Origin of the sequence: Croceitalea marina (assembly GCF_042684265.1) — a bacterium.
In the GTDB taxonomy this organism is placed as follows: domain Bacteria; phylum Bacteroidota; class Bacteroidia; order Flavobacteriales; family Flavobacteriaceae; genus Croceitalea; species Croceitalea marina.
The window spans coordinates 1-18564 of the sequence record NZ_JBHULB010000079.1 but is presented as its reverse complement, the minus strand read 5'-3'; the positions used below and the strand labels follow the sequence as shown (position 1 = coordinate 18564).

Annotated in this window: 18 protein-coding genes; 11 read left to right on the top strand and 7 right to left on the bottom strand. The window is 33.5% G+C overall.

The window, feature by feature from the left end; genetic code table 11:
- Window positions 1–6 precede the first annotated feature (6 nt).
- Entirely contained in the window at window positions 7–1380 is a 1374-nt protein-coding gene (locus ACFSQJ_RS16005) for a cytochrome c3 family protein (RefSeq protein WP_377767969.1), read from the bottom strand.
- Window positions 1381–1614: 234 nt separating this feature from the next.
- Here ACFSQJ_RS16005 and ACFSQJ_RS16000 point away from each other — a divergent pair, with 234 nt between their 5' ends.
- Window positions 1615–1983: an SPOR domain-containing protein gene (locus tag ACFSQJ_RS16000; RefSeq protein WP_377767968.1), complete on the top strand. Its 369-nt coding sequence runs from the start codon at window positions 1615–1617 to the stop codon at window positions 1981–1983.
- 60 nt (window positions 1984–2043) lie between these two features.
- On the opposite strand, the gene infB is transcribed toward ACFSQJ_RS16000, so the two are convergent.
- The 3 genes from infB to rimP are packed head-to-tail and all read right to left on the bottom strand — an operon-like array spanning window position 2044 to window position 6532.
- Entirely contained in the window at window positions 2044–4785 is a 2742-nt protein-coding gene (infB, locus tag ACFSQJ_RS15995; protein ID WP_377767967.1) for a translation initiation factor IF-2, read from the bottom strand.
- Window positions 4786–4825: 40 nt separating this feature from the next.
- On the bottom strand, window positions 4826–6058 hold the full coding sequence (nusA, locus tag ACFSQJ_RS15990; RefSeq protein WP_377767966.1) for a transcription termination factor NusA: 1233 nt from the start codon (window positions 6056–6058) through the stop codon (window positions 4826–4828).
- Window positions 6059–6070: 12 nt separating this feature from the next.
- Window positions 6071–6532, bottom strand: coding sequence for a ribosome assembly cofactor RimP (gene rimP, locus ACFSQJ_RS15985; protein ID WP_377767965.1), 462 nt, complete (start codon window positions 6530–6532; stop codon window positions 6071–6073).
- 418 nt (window positions 6533–6950) lie between these two features.
- Between rimP and ACFSQJ_RS15980 the strand changes: the two genes are divergently transcribed.
- The 6 genes from ACFSQJ_RS15980 (at window position 6951) to ACFSQJ_RS15955 (ending at window position 11789) form a co-directional block, all read left to right on the top strand.
- Complete coding sequence (locus tag ACFSQJ_RS15980) at window positions 6951–8216, top strand: tyrosine-type recombinase/integrase (protein WP_377767964.1); 1266 nt, start codon at window positions 6951–6953, stop codon at window positions 8214–8216.
- Window positions 8217–8223: 7 nt separating this feature from the next.
- Window positions 8224–8406: a hypothetical protein gene (locus tag ACFSQJ_RS15975; RefSeq protein WP_377767963.1), complete on the top strand. Its 183-nt coding sequence runs from the start codon at window positions 8224–8226 to the stop codon at window positions 8404–8406.
- A gap of 36 nt (window positions 8407–8442) precedes the next feature.
- Entirely contained in the window at window positions 8443–9495 is a 1053-nt protein-coding gene (locus ACFSQJ_RS15970) for a hypothetical protein (protein WP_377767962.1), read from the top strand.
- Window positions 9496–9594: 99 nt separating this feature from the next.
- Window positions 9595–9879: a hypothetical protein gene (locus ACFSQJ_RS15965; RefSeq protein ID WP_377767961.1), complete on the top strand. Its 285-nt coding sequence runs from the start codon at window positions 9595–9597 to the stop codon at window positions 9877–9879.
- Window positions 9880–10096: 217 nt separating this feature from the next.
- The gene (locus ACFSQJ_RS15960; protein ID WP_377767960.1) at window positions 10097–10624 is read left to right on the top strand and encodes a hypothetical protein; all 528 of its coding nucleotides are present in this window, start codon (window positions 10097–10099) and stop codon (window positions 10622–10624) included.
- Window positions 10611–11789: a VapE domain-containing protein gene (locus ACFSQJ_RS15955; protein ID WP_377767959.1), complete on the top strand. Its 1179-nt coding sequence runs from the start codon at window positions 10611–10613 to the stop codon at window positions 11787–11789. Before ACFSQJ_RS15960 ends, ACFSQJ_RS15955 begins: the two co-directional genes overlap by 14 nt.
- 526 nt (window positions 11790–12315) lie before the next feature.
- On the opposite strand, the gene ACFSQJ_RS15950 is transcribed toward ACFSQJ_RS15955, so the two are convergent.
- Complete coding sequence (locus ACFSQJ_RS15950) at window positions 12316–12777, bottom strand: hypothetical protein (protein WP_377767958.1); 462 nt, start codon at window positions 12775–12777, stop codon at window positions 12316–12318.
- A 319-nt stretch (window positions 12778–13096) separates the two neighbouring features.
- Here ACFSQJ_RS15950 and ACFSQJ_RS15945 point away from each other — a divergent pair, with 319 nt between their 5' ends.
- From ACFSQJ_RS15945 to ACFSQJ_RS15930, 4 genes are read left to right on the top strand one after another with little or no spacing between them, the layout of a single operon-like run.
- Window positions 13097–14434, top strand: a complete 1338-nt coding sequence (locus ACFSQJ_RS15945) for a tetratricopeptide repeat protein (RefSeq protein WP_377767957.1) — start codon at window positions 13097–13099, stop codon at window positions 14432–14434.
- A gap of 3 nt (window positions 14435–14437) precedes the next feature.
- Window positions 14438–15994, top strand: coding sequence for a hypothetical protein (locus tag ACFSQJ_RS15940; RefSeq protein ID WP_377767956.1), 1557 nt, complete (start codon window positions 14438–14440; stop codon window positions 15992–15994).
- Between the two features lie 5 nt (window positions 15995–15999).
- Window positions 16000–16662 carry a hypothetical protein gene (locus ACFSQJ_RS15935; protein WP_377767955.1) on the top strand — a complete coding sequence of 221 codons (663 nt, stop codon included), beginning with the start codon at window positions 16000–16002 and terminating at the stop codon, window positions 16660–16662.
- A gap of 58 nt (window positions 16663–16720) precedes the next feature.
- Window positions 16721–17314 (top strand): hypothetical protein, encoded by a 594-nt coding sequence (locus ACFSQJ_RS15930; RefSeq protein ID WP_377767954.1) that lies wholly within the window; start codon window positions 16721–16723, stop codon window positions 17312–17314.
- Between the two features lie 351 nt (window positions 17315–17665).
- On the opposite strand, the gene ACFSQJ_RS15925 is transcribed toward ACFSQJ_RS15930, so the two are convergent.
- Together ACFSQJ_RS15925 and ACFSQJ_RS15920 are read right to left on the bottom strand one after the other, a co-directional pair.
- Window positions 17666–18184, bottom strand: coding sequence for a hypothetical protein (locus tag ACFSQJ_RS15925; RefSeq protein WP_377767953.1), 519 nt, complete (start codon window positions 18182–18184; stop codon window positions 17666–17668).
- A gap of 30 nt (window positions 18185–18214) precedes the next feature.
- Entirely contained in the window at window positions 18215–18406 is a 192-nt protein-coding gene (locus tag ACFSQJ_RS15920; RefSeq protein ID WP_377767952.1) for a hypothetical protein, read from the bottom strand.
- Window positions 18407–18564 lie beyond the last annotated feature (158 nt).

Sequence of the window (18564 nt, the reverse complement as noted above, 5' to 3'; positions counted from 1 at the left end):
TTTTTATTAATAGTGACACTTACCACATTCCAATCCACCCATCTGAGCTGCCGTCAGCTTTTCTACACCATATTTCTTCGAAAGCTCCTCATGAATTTTTGAATAATACTCATTATCCGCCACTTGAACTTCTGTTTCTCTATGACAATTAATACACCAGCCCATGGTAAGTGGTGAATACTGATAAATGATTTCCATTTCTTCAACAGGGCCGTGACAAGTCTGACATTCTATTTTACCAACAGAAACGTGTTGCGAGTGATTGAAATAAGCAAAATCAGGTAGGTTATGGATTCTCACCCATTCTACAGGCTGAGAATCTCCGGTATATTGCTGGTTTTGTTCATCCCATCCAACAGCTTTGTATAACTTTTTGATTTCCTTAGTATAGAACTCATTTGTATACCCGTTAGCCAAATCATCAGCACTAGGTCCTTCAGCAGGCCCTTTATACTCATAAATCGACTTATGACAGTTCATACAAACATTTAAAGAAGGAATACCAGAATGTTTCGACACTCTAGCTGAAGAATGGCAATATTGACATTCTATTTTATTGACCCCCGCGTGTATTCTGTGAGAATAGTGAATTGGCTGAACAGGAGCATAACCTTGATCGATACCAATCTGAGACATCCAGCTATAAGCAAAATAAGCACTGCCTAGTAGAAAAACGATTACCGTACAGAAAATCAAAAACTGATTCTGGGCAAAAGCTTTCCAAATCGGAGTCCTTTTTTTTGCCGCTTCTTTGACCACTTGAACCCCATTTGCCTCGGCAATTTTTCTTAGTGTGTTATTCACCAAGAAAAGCATGACGACCAAAAGACCAAAAACCAAAGCAAGAGCACCTAGAATAATTTCATTGGAAACTCCACCACCACCTGAAGTAGATTCTCCGCCACCAGTTGCAGCTACGGCGACCTTTGGAGTAGGAGCAGGCGCAGCAGTATATGCCAAAATATTATCAATATCCTCATTGGATAGGGTCGGGAAAGCAGTCATCGCCGACTGATTGTACTCATTGTAAATTTTGTTTGCATAGGCATCACCAGATGCAATCATACCTGCGCTATTCTTGATCCACTTATACAACCACTCTTTACCTAAACCTTCATTTTCAGAAAGCCTTGTTTCCACATTAGCCAAAGCAGGACCCGTCATTTTTCTATTTAATGCATGACAAGCAGCACAATTTTGATTGAACAACTGCTTTCCATTGACAGGGTCACCACCCAAATCAGCAGCAGGTTCCTCAACAGGCGCAGCTTCAGCGGCAGCATCTTGAGAAAACGACGAAAATGCGATTAGTTGGGTAACTAATAGTAAAGTAAGGCTTAAAAATCTTGAAAACTGAATGCGGTTCAAAACCTGTTTCATATTATCTTAATTGCTATCAGAATTTTGGCACGATATTTCCTATTGATACTGTGAGAGTTAGGTTTTAGCGTGTTTCAAATTGGGTACAAAAATACGACACAGCCAGCTTTTTTAAAATGTTAAGGGATTTATAATATCTAATTTATAAACATTCTAAATAAGATGATTCCATTTTGTTTAGAATAGAAAAAATTACATTTGTACTTCAGGTAAGAATTTTACAGTATACAATTCATGAGAACCCCTATATTCACTATACTTTTTTTAAGTGTTTCATTTCTATCCTTTAGTCAAGAAGGCACTATTACCATTGAACAAAACCCAGATATCGACAAGCTTGTTGAAATCTATAAAGATGCCAATACCAACTCAGGATACTACCAAATTCAAGTTGGTTTCGGAGGACATACCTATGCTCAAAATTTGAAATCTCAAATTGATATTGACTTTCCTGGGTGGTTTTCTAAAATTGATTTTAAAGAACCCACATATCGCGTAAGACTAGGTAAATTCAAAACAAAAATGGAAGCCCAACGTAGACTTATTAAGGTGAGAAAAAAGTACCCTAATGCTTTTTTGCTCCCTCAAAAAATAGGCGCCTAAATCAATAAAAAAAGGTCGAGTTAACTCGACCTTTTTTTAATTATACCTTTTATAAAATCTTTAAAGTTTTTTCTTGACCGCCACCTCTTGGAATGCTTCTACGATATCCAACTCCTTAATATCATTGTAGTTCTTTATCTGTAATCCACAATCGTAACCCTTAGCAACTTCTTTAACATCATCTTTAAATCGTTTCAGCGAAGCCAACTCACCTGTATAAATAACCACACCGTCACGAATCAACCTGATCTGTGAATTTCTAAAGATTTTACCTGTGGTAACCATACAACCTGCGATTGTACCAATTTTAGAAATCTTGAAGGTTTCCCTGATTTCAGCGGTACCTGTAATTTCTTCTTTGATTTCCGGAGATAGCATCCCTTCCATTGCATCCTTCAAATCGTTGATGGCTGCATAAATAATGGAGTACATTCTGATGTCGATTTCTTCCTTGTCAGCGATTTCACGGGCGTTGCCCATCGGTCGAACATTAAATCCGATAATAATCGCATCGGAAGCACTTGCCAACAAGACATCAGACTCGGTGATAGCACCCACCCCTTTATGTATGATGTTCACCTGAATCTCATCTGTTGAAAGTTTTTGGAAAGAATCCGTCAATGCCTCTACCGAACCATCAACATCACCTTTTAATATGATATTCAACTCTTGGAAATCACCCAGCGCAATACGTCTACCGATTTCATCAAGTGTAATATGTCTTTGTGTACGAACGGATTGCTCACGTTGCAGTTGTGAACGTTTGGTAGCTATTTGTTTAGCTTCACGCTCATCATCCAATACGTTGAACTTATCCCCCGCTTGTGGCGCACCGTCTAAACCTAAAATAGATACAGGAGTAGCCGGCCCAGCTTTTTTAATGGTCTTGCCCCTTTCATCTTGCATAGCCTTTACCTTTCCACTAGTAGTACCGGCTAAAACGTAATCACCTACTTTAAGTGTACCTGCCTGCACTAAAATTGTAGAAACGTATCCGCGACCTTTATCCAAGAAGGCTTCAACGACAGTTCCATTGGCCAATCTATCAGGATTAGCTTTCAGTTCAAGCAATTCAGCTTCTAACAATACTTTTTCAAGAAGCTCTTTTACCCCTTGTCCTGTTTTTGCCGAAATATCATGCGACTGAATTTTACCACCCCAATCTTCAACCAAAAGATTCATCTGTGCTAATCCTTCTTTAATCTTATCAGGATTCGCAGTTTGCTTATCAACTTTGTTAATAGCAAATACTATTGGCACCCCAGCTGCCTGAGCATGACTAATAGCCTCTTTCGTTTGCGGCATAATGTCATCATCTGCAGCAACAACGATTATAGCGATATCGGTTACTTGAGCACCTCTAGCACGCATGGCGGTAAAAGCCTCGTGACCCGGAGTATCTAAAAACGCGATTTTCTGACCGCTTTCTAGCGTAACCCCATAGGCGCCGATGTGTTGGGTAATTCCACCACTTTCACCAGCAATTACATTTTCTTCTCGTATATAATCAAGCAATGAAGTTTTACCATGATCCACATGCCCCATCACGGTCACAATTGGAGCCCTAGGTTTTAAATCTTCTTCAGAATCTTCATCAACAACAATAGCCTCTTCTATCTCAGCAGTAACAAATTCAACTTCATAACCGAATTCCTCTGCTACAATAGTCAATGTTTCAGCATCTAATCGCTGGTTCATCGTAACCATCATACCTAACGACATACATGCCGAAATGATTTCTGTAGTAGAAACATCCATCATGGTAGCCATCTCATTGGCGGTAACGAACTCGGTTACTTTTAAAAGCTTGCTTTCTAACTCTTGTTGTTCAAGATCTTTTTCTGTCTGTTGACGGTGTTGATCTCTTTTGTCCCTTCTATATTTTGCGCCTTTTTTGCCCTTGTTCGATTTACCTTGAAGTTTCTCCAAAGTTTCACGAACCTGTTTTTGCACTTCTTCTTCCGTAGGCTCAACCTTAGGCGTCGCACCTGGTCTTTGCCCTCCTCGACCGCGATTAGCAGCAGGTCCCGTGCCTCTAGGTCTTGCACCTCCACCGGAACCATTATTACTTACAATGCGTCTTCTTCGTTTTTTACGATCAGCCGCAGCATCGGACTTCTTAGGTTCTTCTTTCTTTTTCTTGGGCTTTTCAAACTTGGTCAAGTCTATCTTATCACCCGTAATTTTTGGCCCAGATAGTTTCTTGTATTGGGTCTCTATTGTTTCTAGAACAGCTGCTTCTTCTGTAGCTTCAACTTCTATTTCTTTAGCTGGCGCTTCTTTTTTGGCTACTTCTTTTACCACCTCTTCTTTAGGTGCTTCTTTCGTAACTTCTTTCTTATCGGCAGGCTTTTTCACTTCCTTGGGCGTATCTTCAACCTTTGGAGTTTCGGAAGCTACCTCTTCAGCAACTTTCTCTTCGACCTTAGGTTTTTTGTCCAAATCGATTTTACCAACCGTTTTAGGACCTGATAGCTCAGCCTTTGCCTTTATTACTTCTTCAGATGCCGCCTGTCTCTTCTCTCTAGCCAGTCTGCGCTCTTCTTGTTCACGCTCTAACCTTAAACGAATCTCTTCCTTCTCTTTCTGCTTCTCTTCGGCCACTTCTTTAGAAGCAACTTTTTTACTCTTATCCGTTTGGAATTCATCCAACAGGACTTGGTATACTTCATCAGTGATTTTAGTTGTTGGCCTAGCTTCAACATCATGACCTTGCGATGTTAAATAATCAACAGCTCTATCCAATGAAATATTCAATTCCCTTAGAACTTTGTTTAATCGTATTGTTGGATTTCCTCCCATAAATAGTTTCCTATTCCTTTATAATTCGTGCAAATATAATCTAATCTTCAAACTCTGATTTAAGAATACGCACCACTTCTGCCACGGTCTCTTCTTCTAAATCAGTACGTTTTACCAAATCACCTGCATCTTGCTCTAAAACACTACGTGCCGTATCAAGACCAATCTTTTTAAATTCTTCTATAATCCACGCATCGATTTCATCAGAGAATTCCGTCAACTCAACGTCTTCTTCAACCCCTTCTCTAAATACATCTATCTCATAACCAGTTAATTGACCTGCAAGCCTGATATTATGACCCCCACGACCAATAGCCTTGGATACTTCTTCTGGCTTAAGGTATACTTGAGCGGTCATTTTCTCATCGTTCAACTTCACCGATGAAACACGAGCAGGACTCAAAGCTCTTGTAACCATAAGCTGCGGATTACCAGTCCAGTTAATAACATCGATATTTTCGTTACCCAATTCACGAACAATACCGTGTATTCTAGACCCTTTCATACCAACACAGGCCCCTACAGGGTCAATTCTGTCATCATAAGAATCAACGGCAACCTTAGCTTTTTCACCTGGTATTCTAACTGCTTTTTTGATGGTAATCAAACCATCGAAAACTTCCGGTATTTCTTGAAAGAACAATTGCTCCAAGAATTTAGGTGAAGTTCTTGACATTATGATTGCCGGTTTATTACCTTTCAACTCTACACTTTCAATAATACCGCGAACATTATCCCCTTTTCTAAAGAAATCTGAAGGAATCTGCTTTTCCTTAGGCATAATAATTTCATTACCCTCGTCATCTAACAAAATAATCGCTTTATGACGAATATGATGTACCTCAGCAGTATATATTTCGCCTTCTAAGTCTTTAAATTGCTTATATATCGTAGTGTTATCGTGTTCATGAATTTTAGAAATCAAATTCTGACGTAAGGCCAAAATTGCACGTCTACCCAAATCCATTAACTTCACTTCTTCAGAAACATCTTCACCAACCTCAAAATCTGGCTCGATCTTTCTGGCCTCGGTCAATGAAATTTCTTCGTTAGGTTCTTCTACCTCACCGTCTTCTACAACAATACGGTTTCTCCAAATCTCTAAATCTCCTTTATCAGGGTTAATAATGATATCGAAGTTATCATCAGAACCAAATTTCTTCTTTAATGCATTTCGGAATACATCTTCCAAAATTGCCATTAGAGTTACCCTATCAATAAACTTATCATCCTTAAATTCTGAAAAGGATTCAATAAGCGCCATGTTTTCCATTCTGGTCTACATTTAAAATTTTAATACAACTTTTGCCTCTTTTATATCAGAAAAAACAATTTCTTCTTTCTTCTGAACCGTATGCTTACCCTTACCTACCGGTTTAGGTTCTCGAGCCTTCCACTCTAATGTTATCGACTCTTCAGAAGTAGCGGTTAAATTACCTTCAAAAGTTTCCTCAGAGGTTTTAACTTCTAACTTTCTACCTATATTTTTTTTATACTGACGAGGAAGTACTAAAGGCGATGTCGCCCCTGCTGAAGTCACTTCCAAAGAAAAATCTTCTTCTTCTCGATCTAAATTATGCTCAATAGCCCTGCTAACGGCCATACAATCACTAAGACTTACACCCTCATCCCCATCTAGAATAACCCTTATTTTATTACCTCCATCTATAGTGAAGTCTATTAAAAAAAGTGACTTATTCTCTTCCAATGCTTTATTCAAAAGCTCCGTTACTTTGTCCTTAAACATAAATCTTAGTACTAAAAGAGGGGACTCGAAGTCCCCTCATGAATACCTAATATCCGCTCAGTGGTGCAAATATACAATGAATTCTAATAGTTTGCAAAATGGAACTTTAAAACAAAAAAAATCGGTGTATAAGTTAGGATTTTGCCTTACATAGTGTTGACCAACTAGGAATCCTTCTACAAGCTCAGGATAAACTTCTCGTCCAACAGCGATTCAAAAACAAAAATCCCGACCTCTTTCGAAATCGGGATTGTATCTTATTTTGTTGGCCTACTAGAATATTATTAAAGTTATCTAATTAACCCTTATAATAATTAAAACTTTATAAATAAAAGCATTTAAAGGCTATTCTAATAAATTTAGATAAAGATAAATAAGTCTAAATAAGGTAAATGTACGTACATTTGAACGTACAATTATGGCAACAATATCATATAAATTAAGACCTGGCTCCAATAAGGCTGCACCTATCTATCTTATATTTAGCTATGGAAGAAAGAAAGAACTTAGATACTCAACAGGCTGGAAAGTTAAAAACCCTCAAAATTGGGATTCGAGAAAGCAACGCTTAAAAGTTGTTGTTTCAGAACCATTAGCCAGCAAAATAAATCAAGCATTACAGAAGTTGGAAATTCATTTTGAAAATAAATACAATGAATTAATAGCCTCCAGAATAGAAATCAATAATCAGGTATTAAGAAATGAACTTGACCTTTATCTTAAAAAGAAAAAACAAAAGATAACACTGACATCATACAAAACTCTTCTGGAGTGTTATGAATGGTATTATGAATATTACTCAGTAAATCCACTTCCAACTACAAAAAGACCATTGGCTATAGGGACCGTTAAATCTTACAGAACTTCCTTTAGTGTAATTAAACAATTTAATGACACAGTATACGCCGTAAATTACGACAGGATTAATCTCAATTTTTATACAGATTTTATTGATTTCTTAAATGAGCGAGGATTCTCTAGAAACTATATAGCAAATCACATTAAAATGCTTAAAACCATAATGAATTATGCATGGGAAAAGAAATTTCATAACTCATTAGACTTTAAATCTAAGTCCTTCGCAAAAATTAATGAAGAGATTGACAGTATATATTTAAATGAAGAAGAACTTGAAAGAATCCAAAATATAAAACTTGAGGGTAGATTAGACAATGTTCGGGACTTGTTTATTATAGGAGCCAACACTGGGTTAAGAGTTTCAGACTTTAACCGTCTAACGGCCAATAACATTAAAAATGGTGATGGATTTAAGTATTTAGAAATCAAATCGAAAAAAACTGGAAAATTAGTCGCTATACCTTTAAAAAAAGTGGTGTTACAGATATTAAAAAAGAGAAAAGGACAACTCCCGTACTCAATGCCAGAACAGAACATAAACAATCTACTAAAGGATATTGGAAATCTTGCTGGGATAGTTGAGCCCATTTCTATCAAGAAAACTAAAGGAGGTGAATTAGTCTCGATAACCAAGCCAAAAAATCAAATGATTACTACGCACACAGCAAGGAGAAGCTTTTGCACCAATGCCTATCTAGCTGGTATGGCTACATTTGATATTATGGCTATTTCCGGACACAAAACAGAGAAATCATTTTATAAATATATCAAGGTAAGTAACCTTGAGCGGCTAAGAAAAATAGCAAAACATCCATTTTTTAATTAAACCGATTATGACTGAACAAAAACGAATAAATCAAGAACTTAAACTTACCCTTAAACTTTACGATGAAGGGGTGTTCTCAAATGATGAATACAGGAAACTCTTATTAGAGCTAAAAAAGGAACATGACAAGCTAACAAAAAAAGAATTTCTAAACGGAAATGATAATATTCTCGATTATCTACTTGGATAAAAAAGATTAGAGAACTGTAGTTGATAAAATTATAAAATGGAAGTGCTCGAAAACATATTCAAGAGGTCAATTTCAGATTTAAATCAAGAGTTTGATAATTTGTTTGATAAATATGGATATTCCCATTTTTTCAAAAACTCTATTCCAAATTTAAAAGGCAACTTTCTATTATTAAGAAAAAAAGACCCCGAATTATTAGTTCAGCTTGGAGCTTTAAAGGTTGTAGAGGAGAGTTATTATGAATGGACAGATAGTTTTAAAAAAGAAGCTTTCTTAAGTAATTATGCATATGTCATCATCACTGTAATCGAAAAGCTAGAGAAAAAACTTCAAGAGTATAAGCTTTTTCTTTCTAATATGAGCAAGTCAAAGAATCATAATTTTCTGGAGTCAAAATTAGAATACTATATTTTTAGAATACAAAACAAGCCGCACTATTTAGCGTACCATAATGATGGCTTTAGAAAAAAAGAAGGTGAATACTATAATATCACATTTAACAATAAATTGGACGTCCCTTACACCTTGACTTTTGAAAATGACAAATTTATTGCAAAATTAGAATCGAAAATTTTCAAACGCACCATTCCCCACCCCTATGGAAACATATTAGTTGATGTTAAAACTTGGGTTAAAATGGATTTATCTTCAAGAATGGTCAATATCCTAAGTTCATTTCTAACAGATCCTTTTTATTCAAACCAAACTTCGGGGATAGAGGAAAATAGCATTCTACCTCCATTCAAGATTAATTCTACAGTCTTTTTGGAAAATGGAGAAAAAACTTTTTTCAAAATACTTTTAAAGGCTCAAGCTATTATCATCAAAAATGATAAAATCATATTAACTGATAAAATCTTTAAGGGCTGCTGTGGATATCTCTATGAAATTCTTAGAAAACCATCTTACAGTACAATAATTTACTCCACTACCAAAGCCGATTTCATAAGGTATCTGAACTTAACCGACACCTATAATGCAAAAATACCTCAAGGAAGTGTTTTTACAGATAGTGCAACAATTGAAAGGCAAAAAGAAATACTTGATCCGGCTATTTCTAAATTTTTTCCAAAACATACCAAATCATAGTTGTTTTAGCTATCCCATATTAATTCTTTATAAATCCCATATTAGATGATATAAAGGAATCACGGGCATTACTATTTCTTTACATAAAAATCATAAGAAATGGAATCATCCACTCAAGTTTTCAATATTACTCCCGAGCAACTAATCCAACAAATAGATAAGATTATAGACGAAAGGCTTTCCTCTTTGGAAGTACGCTTAAATCAAGTAAAATCAAAAAAATATATATCTAGAAAAGAAGCTTCCAATAAACTTCAGATTTCATATGTAACCCTTAATGAATGGGATAAAAATGGGATTCTCAAAAAGAGAAAGATAGGAAACAAGGTTTTCTATTTAAACGAAGAAATTGAGACAATTTTAGAGCAATCTGTTGTAAAATAATAGAAAAGGAGTAGTTCGAGCTACTCCTTTTTAATTCTGTTAAGAAATAAATAATCAAATGATGAAGCAAATATACTTATTGCATAATCACAGTGCAAAAGAAAGTCTCCGATACAGATGTCCTAAATCACTTAAATATTTATTGCATCAATTTAAAATTGAGCTAGATTTAAGAAGACAGTTTAACCCATCAATTAAACAAAAAAATTAGGTGATTATGGGTATAACTGAAGCTACTAAAAGACTAGAATGGAGATTCTACGAATGCAATATCATCTATGTCAATGAGAAAGACAAATTAGCCTTTCAAGAAATACTACAATTTCATAGGTTTCTAGAAACAAATTTTTTGAGTAAAACTAAGCCCCTGTTCAACCTTTACACTTACACATTATCAAAGCTCTTAATTCATTATAAGACATCAATAATAAATCCTATTCCTCATAGAGAGCTGCATCGTATAATGACGAGGCCAATAGATAACTCTATCAGTGATTTAACAAGTTTATTGAACCAATTTGAACAGAACCAAGTCTTAAACACAATAGAAAATACAAGCCTAAACCAGACTAAACATCCAGTAGAATTTTCTGAAAGCGAACAACAATTAGCGATCCTAAAAATTCAACATTTATTACAAAGTGAAACCAGTAAGAAGAGATTATTTGGCACGTTTTGGGATTTTATGGAGGTAAAAAATGGAATGCTAAATCAATTTAAAAACTTTTGTAGTGAGCATTATTAAAAAAGAAAAAAAAACAGGTACTACCATTTTCCACATGGTGGAAGAATATCTAAATGGTATTTATGATTTAAGGTTCAATGAAATTTCTTTAAATCTTGAAATTTCTTTAAAGGATAAAGACGAATGGGAGATATGCAATGAGAATAGTCTTTTTGTAGAATTAAGAAAAAATAGCATTCAAATTCCAATGGGTAGTCTTACCGCAATTTTAAGAAGTGACTATGTAAAATATTATAATCCTTTGAAGTCATATTTTGAAAACTTACCTGATTGGGATGGCGAAACAGATTATATTGAGCAGTATGCCAAATATATTACCCTTGCTCCAAAAGAAAATGAAAAGCAATTTTTGCTCAATTTTAAAAAATGGTGTGTTAGAACCGTAAAATGTGCCTTAATTGACGGTTACTTCAATAAACAAGCATTCATTTTATCTGACGATGGAAAGGGCCAAAACATTGGTAAATCTACCTGGTGCAGAAATCTATGCCCTAAAAAACTATCTGCTTACATTGCTGAAGATGTTGGAGGGTCAGACAAAGACTCTAGATTATTACTTTGTAAAAACCTATTAATAAATCTCGATGAGCTGGCGGCTTTAGCAAAAAAAGACATTAATCAGTTGAAGTCACAGCTTTCAAAAGACCAAATCAATGAGCGTCTACCATATGACAGAAAAAATTCTATACTCCAAAGAGTAGCATCATTCATCGGCTCCACTAATCAATCTACATTTCTGCAAGATGAAACAGGAAGTGTGAGATGGTTGTGCTTTATTATAGAGAGGATAAATTTTACATATAAGAAAGATTTTGATGTGGACATGCTATGGTCCCAAGCCTTTTTCTTATCTCAAGACAACGGTTTTGATGAAACTATGACAAGAAAAGATATAATTGAAAATGAGCTCCGAAATAAAAAATTCCAAAACATTACAGATGAACATGAAATGCTTCTGAAGTATTTTGAATATGCTAAAAATAGAGAAGAAGCTGAATATATGACTTCAACGGATATTGTGAATTATTTAATGAACAATAATTTAACTAGGTTAAGAATTACGCCTGTAAATATGGGCAAGGCCCTTTCAAGGGAAAACTATGAAAAGAAAAGAAATAATGGCTCTACAGTGTACCTAGTAAAAAAAACATATAATCAGTATTAGATTTGATTAGACCCCTAAATTCGGGGTATAAATGAATTTTAAGTTCACTAAAAGCTGGATTCTAATCGTGAGCGATGATAATTAAATAAATAAATCTATATTTCACCCTCCTTACCCTCCTCTTATTCTCACAGGTTAAATATTTAAAGATGATGGCAAGAGGAGGGTTGTTATTTGGAAACCCTCCTTTGACCCTACATAACTACCCTTAAAATGAGAGATGATTTTAAACAGGAGGGGTTAAAAATCCAATTCTAAAATTAACTCACTCTTCTAAATAGCTCATTTTATTGATGGTTCGGCCTAAAGAGGAGGGTGAGGAGGGTGAAAACAAAAAAACCTCAAAATTATAGCACAAAAAAACTGACATGCTTACAAAGGATTTTGTCAAGAGCCTTTCGACGGTGAAGCATTGTCAGTTATAAACTAGCAAACCTATAAGGGCTCACTGAGATTTCTCTGAAACGAAATAAAATTGATAGTTCAATACAAATCTAATAATAAGTCTTAGTATTTAATTAAATTATCATTTTAATACGAGTACCTCTTCGCTATCTATTTCAACAATTTCTCCTATTTCAAACAAAAAACTCCTCAGTTCAGACAAGTCTACATATCTAACCCATTTAACTTCATGAAAAGACACCCTTCTATTTCTTGCAATTATTGGGTTAAGCTTAGTTTCAAAGTCAATAAAATTCAAATGAGGTATTTTATCTGTAATCTCTTTTTTAGAAACTTGTAGTCCTTTAAAAATTATTAGTTTACCGAAATCATGCGATTCTAACCCCACGGATTCAATAAAATGTAAAACTTCATTACTATTTAATCTACTAACTTGTTTTGCCATTACGGTAGATACACCCCTAATATCAGAAATTATTGGGGTAATTAACTCTGAAAATCTTTGTTGAGAACAAGGTCTAATAGCTTCATACAGGCTCTTCTTAGTGGCCCGATAACATACAAACTGTATTGAATTCGTCATAATATTAACAATTTTTATAGTTATCAGGGGATATTTGGAATTAAGTTAAGCTAAATCTGTTTGACAAATTTATAGATGGGTTTGGGTTTTTGAAGTTAAAAAAAATTATCTAGTCTAAATCCAGGAGTTACACGAATCTATTTTTCTTTTAATTAATCTATAATTTTTCTTCATTCTTTTGTAACTTTCTTTTGGTTCAAATTTAGTTATGATATTTATACTTTGTAAAAATTTATAAATCAAATATTTAAATAAACCAAAGCTCTTTTACCAAAATACTTAACTCCTATATTTTCAAAATAAAAAAAAAGCATAAACAATGACAAAAAAAATACTCTTTTTAGTTATCACATTCTCTTTAATTCATCTTTGTCATGGACAAAATAATAAGGAAAAAATTCCAGAAATTTACAATAACATAGAATCATATATCTACGGTGCAAACCAAAAAAAAAGCAAATCTAAGGAGTTCTATAATAAGCTTTTAGAGCTTTCTAAAAATGAAGACGATATGGCCTACTACTATTTGGGTCTACTACAAAAAAAAGGTATTGGGAAGAAAGCAAATCTAAAAAAGTCATTGAAATCTTTCAAGAAATCTTTTGAACTAGGAAATAAAGATGCTGCCTACGCGATTGGATATTATTATCTAAAGGGACTGGGTAATGTACAACAAGATTACAAAAAGGCCTACAAATGGTTCAACAAAAGTAAATCTCCGATGGCGCAGCATTGGTTAGGTAAAATGTATTTTTTTGGTTTTGGAGAAAAGGTAAATAAGCAAAAGGCCATTCAACTTTTGAAGAATAATCAATTACTAAATAGTCAAGTTCTGGTTAAACAATTTGAGAAAAATAAAGAATCTGAGTTAGAGCTTCCAAAAAATCTAAATGCTTTTATAAAAGACAAAAAAATACAAAGCATGTATGATTTGAAAAATTATGACCGCATACCAATTCATAGCGAACTTGAGGGTGAATGGGAAGGAAATTTAATTGAATTGGACTGGTCCAAGGAAAAGATAATAAAAATAAATCCAGTTGAATTTAGTTTCACAAAAGAAACTAATATTAATAACAGACTAAACGTAAAAACCATTATTAATGATAGTATTGCATATGCGCCTGGAACCTATAATTCTGGATTATTAGACTTAAATAGATTAACATTAAGTATTAGAAAAAAGTATACTGATTATGAGAATTTTTCTCATCTCAAGGTTCAATTAAACAGCTTAGAGATTAGGAAAATAACTTTAAATGGTCATGATTACTTATTAGGTAGAGTCAATAATTATATCCCTTTATGGAACGAAAAGGGAAGGCCAATGATAATTTTACTTAAGAAAAAGGATAAAGATTGGGATAATGCTCAAAGTGCTTTTAAAGAGCAGGCTGCGGATTTTATAAGGTTATATCCTAACGGGTTTGAAAATTATTTCCTGATAAACTTTGATTTACCTGAAGACTCGAAGGTTAAAGTTGAAATTCTCAATCACTATGGAACTCCTAATTACCAAAAGGTTTTTTACAACGGAATGAAAACAACAGGTAATCACACTCTTGAAATCAACAATCCCCCTAGCGAGAAAGGTCAGTACGTAGTTTCTGTTACAGCCAATGGACATACAGAAAACAAAATCATTATAAAAAACTAGACTATGAAAAAATATCTAACTATTCTTATTATTCTTTATTCGGTCTTATTTCATATAAATACATTGAACGCACAATTTAGAAGGTTCGACCAACCCGTTGGAATAGAAGACATTGACGGCAATGGTGTCCCTATAGTAGATCCTTTTGGAGAGCCAATAGACAACAGCTGTTGTACAGAGAGTGGCGAATTTAACTTTGAACTTTATTTCGATGATATAGGGGTATTACTAGATCTTGAAAATGCAATTATAGGTATAGCTCAAAAAAAATTAAATGATTGGTACAAGAATCAAGAAGATACATTTAAAAAAGAAATTAGTGAACGATATGGTAAAAACTATAGTACCTTCAAAGATGCACAAAAAGCATTTTTCCGTAGCTACGAAGAAAATCTAACGAAGGTAAACGAAAATGTATCCAGGATAGCAACTAGTACATCTAGAGAAGGGGTAAATTTAGAAGTTGATAAAGTCAAATACTCAAATGAATTATATCTAGAAAAATCTTTTAGAAAAGAATTTCTATCTGAATTAGAATGTAATCGAAACTTTCCTGGAGTTTGCGATTTTACCATGGGCTACAGAGATTATAGTATTCAGGGAATGAAATATAGAGATATTAGAAGTATTAGTCAGCTTGATGCTTTAAGGAACAATGCCATAAGTGATTTTGGTGAAAAGCACTTTAAAAAAATTGAAGCTGAGTTCTTAACTGATGCTCTTGTCAAAGCGATGAATGAAGATTTCTTTCTCAAAAGATTTACTGATGCGCATTTACAATATTATGAAAGACTTAATCTTGGACAAAGAGTCTTTTACATGACAGCTCTATTGACTTTCACAAGAACAAACGTGAGCTCACCATTTGGAATAAGAATACCACAGGTCGTTATTCCTCAATTTTGGAACGATGATATTTTAAAGGATTTAGCAAAAGATTTTCAAGAACCTCTTCCTGTAGATGCTTTAATCTTTAAGGAAGGATGGGTAAATCAACAAATAAATCTATTATTAAATTTTTATGGACCTTCAATTGCAAATGAAAGACTTACATATTTTAAAAATCTTCAAAAATCAATTTTAGATGAGTACACAGAAAATATAGTTGACCTTTTCCCTGATGATGCTCAACGTACTACAAATTTACTTTGCGGTTCCTATAATTGGAGAAGTGTCGGAGCTTCCAACGTAGCAAATATTACTGGAGCTCGAATTATAGGATCTTATCGTGAAAGTGCCATTTTTGGAAGAGCTGTCGATTTTAATATAACCTTTCCAAATATGTGTGTAACTATACCAAAATATAGATGGTACAATGGTAAGAAAAGTCTAGTTACACAAGCTCAAGCAACGGGTAAATTCAATCTGGCTTGGAGAGCCGCCTTGTTTTCTACTAGGGTTGAACTTGGGAATTCAAATCCAGGTGTTAAAGGTGTCGAAGCCTTGTTTATTGCCAATCTAAATTTAAATCTGAAAATCTTATCTCCAGGGTCATCCGTAATCAATCGTTTCTGTTCAGGAACTATACCAAATAGTCGAGCTAAGCATTGTACAGAATAATTCATATGGATATTAAAAATTTAAAATTAAATTATCCCAAATTGGCAGGTTTAATTAAGAAGTATTATTACGATAATACTGAAGCGGGTCACTCAAATCTAGATGATTTGATTAATTATAAATTAATTAATCAAAAGAATTATCAAAAAATATGGGTTAAAGGAATTCTTAAAACTATAGAAAAGGAATTAGGGCAAGAAGTAATTGATTTAACTTTTGGAACCATTCCTAATTATGGGGGGATGGTTTATTTTAACAATAAAAACGAGTCAGATAAATTTGTTTCCACACAAATTCATTTTTATGTCAGTTTAATTGAGAACGTCATTTCTGTTCAAATTATTGAAATGGAAGAAACTAATAGACAAATTCATCCTCTCGAACTAGACCCCTCTTTACGAATTATAAAAAAAATAATCGTATCCCCGGGATATCACCACCTTGATAAAGTATTTGCAAAAATTGAACTTTTATTAAACAAACTTCTTGTTAATCCTATTTTTCTTCCATATAGTGTAGATCAAACTATATTAGATAATCTAATTATTCCGCATTCAGTCAATATTCAAAATACTGTAGGTGATGCTTTTTTTAAAAAATTTATACCGGATAATAAAGATTTTACAGTTATTGGCAATCAAGATTACAGAATTAATCAATTATCTTAAATACTTCATGAAAGTAAAATTATTTGCAAGTTTATGCTCTATAATTTTTATGAAATCAATGTATTCCCAAAATATTGATGGAAGATGGATGCACGTTCGTGACCCTTCCTTATCGCTTACACCTGTTTTGGAAATCATGAGGATTGAAATGGATAGTATTTATATTTATGATTATAATAATCTAATTGAAAAGGGTCCTGCTATATTAGAAGATAGAATAATTTTATATAAGGATACCTTAACACTAAGGTATACTTTGGCAAACAATAATAAGTTGAATGTTAACTCAAGTTCAACAAAAGAAAATACGGCGAAATATCCTCTTGAGTTCATCAAGTTGACACAAACAAAAGGTGAATTAATAAATAGTTTAACAAGTAATACCTATATTTTCCCCTTTTTCAAACCTGCACTAGAAGTTAGAATTGGTGAAGAAATTCATGATAATAACATACTCTACATTAAGAACAAATCGTTTTTGGTAAACAAAATAATAGTTGAATACTCAGAAGGAACATATTTTCTATCATTTTATTTACGTGAAACAAGAAAATATACTTTTCCAATTAGAGAAATCTTTAAGGATTCTTTTTCAGTATATGGTGTTCCAGGATTTTCTAACGAACTGTTAATAAAAAGAGTAAATGAATAATTTGTAGCAAGCAGATTTAAAAAAAATCACAATACTTCATAACTATATAACGTACTCATTTGTTGCGCCATTACAGTAGATATACCCCTAATCTCTGAAATTATTGGGGTAACTAGCTCAGAAATCTTTATTGAGAATAAGGTTCAATAGCTTCATTTAAGCCATTTTTAGTGGTCCACTAACAAACAAATTCTATACAACTCATCATAACTTTATGATTTTTTATAATTAGGGGAGGATATTTTAGATTAGATGCCGTTTAATTTGCTTAATAAATTTATAGATAATCTTAAGTTTTTGAAGTTAAAGGAACTAAATAAAATATCTATTCAAACCATTAAAATAAAACGATTATTGTAGGTATGATTCCCAATCAATATTCATAGCTGAATTTATTTTCAATAAATCTTCTTCTATAAACCCATATGTATCCCTTTTTAATAAAAAAAGATAATCCATCAATTCATTAATAAATAATATTTTCGGTTTGGTTTTTAGGGTTCCGTAATCAGAAATTTTTTCCGTTATTCTAATTGCTACATAGAAATTTCCCCTGTATTCATGAACTTGGAAGCCATTCCTTAAACTTGTGTATATCGTCATTGAATGTGGAGCATTATATTTAGATTCAAACATAAATACGTCTTCAAGCCATTCTCTGGTGATTGCAATTGGGTAGTATTTACTTTTTTTTGAACCAGAATTTGTTCTTTCATTCTCCAAAACTTCTAGTAATATATTTATATCAACTAGAACAATTTTTTTAGCCCATCTATCCAAAACTAGATGACCTATTCTTAACTTATCGGAAAGAGACTCTTTATAAGGCTCCCATGGTCTCACATAATTTTCAATATGGTATTCTATCATTGATTAAATTTCATCAAATAATATAGTAATCTATTTGTTTTTCGAAGGGCTGACAGGTTTTGTAACATCAAGTCCAAAAACAGATACTCCCTCAACCTCTTTGATACTTTCTATTTTAGATACCAATTCCTTTAAGCTCGAATATTTTTTTGGTTTATTAAAATTTTCATTTTTAAACCAAACTGGCAGATAAATACCATGTAATGTTTCTGCACTCTCCATATAAATAGGAAGTTGTTTGTTTATGGCCGTAACTGCAAAAAACGGGCATAGTATACCACCTGCGGCGGATTAAACTGAGCCACCCGCGGCGGACCAAAGTGAGCATAGTGGGGCGGATGAAAGTGAGCCACTAAAAAGATCGATTCTATTTGAGTGTT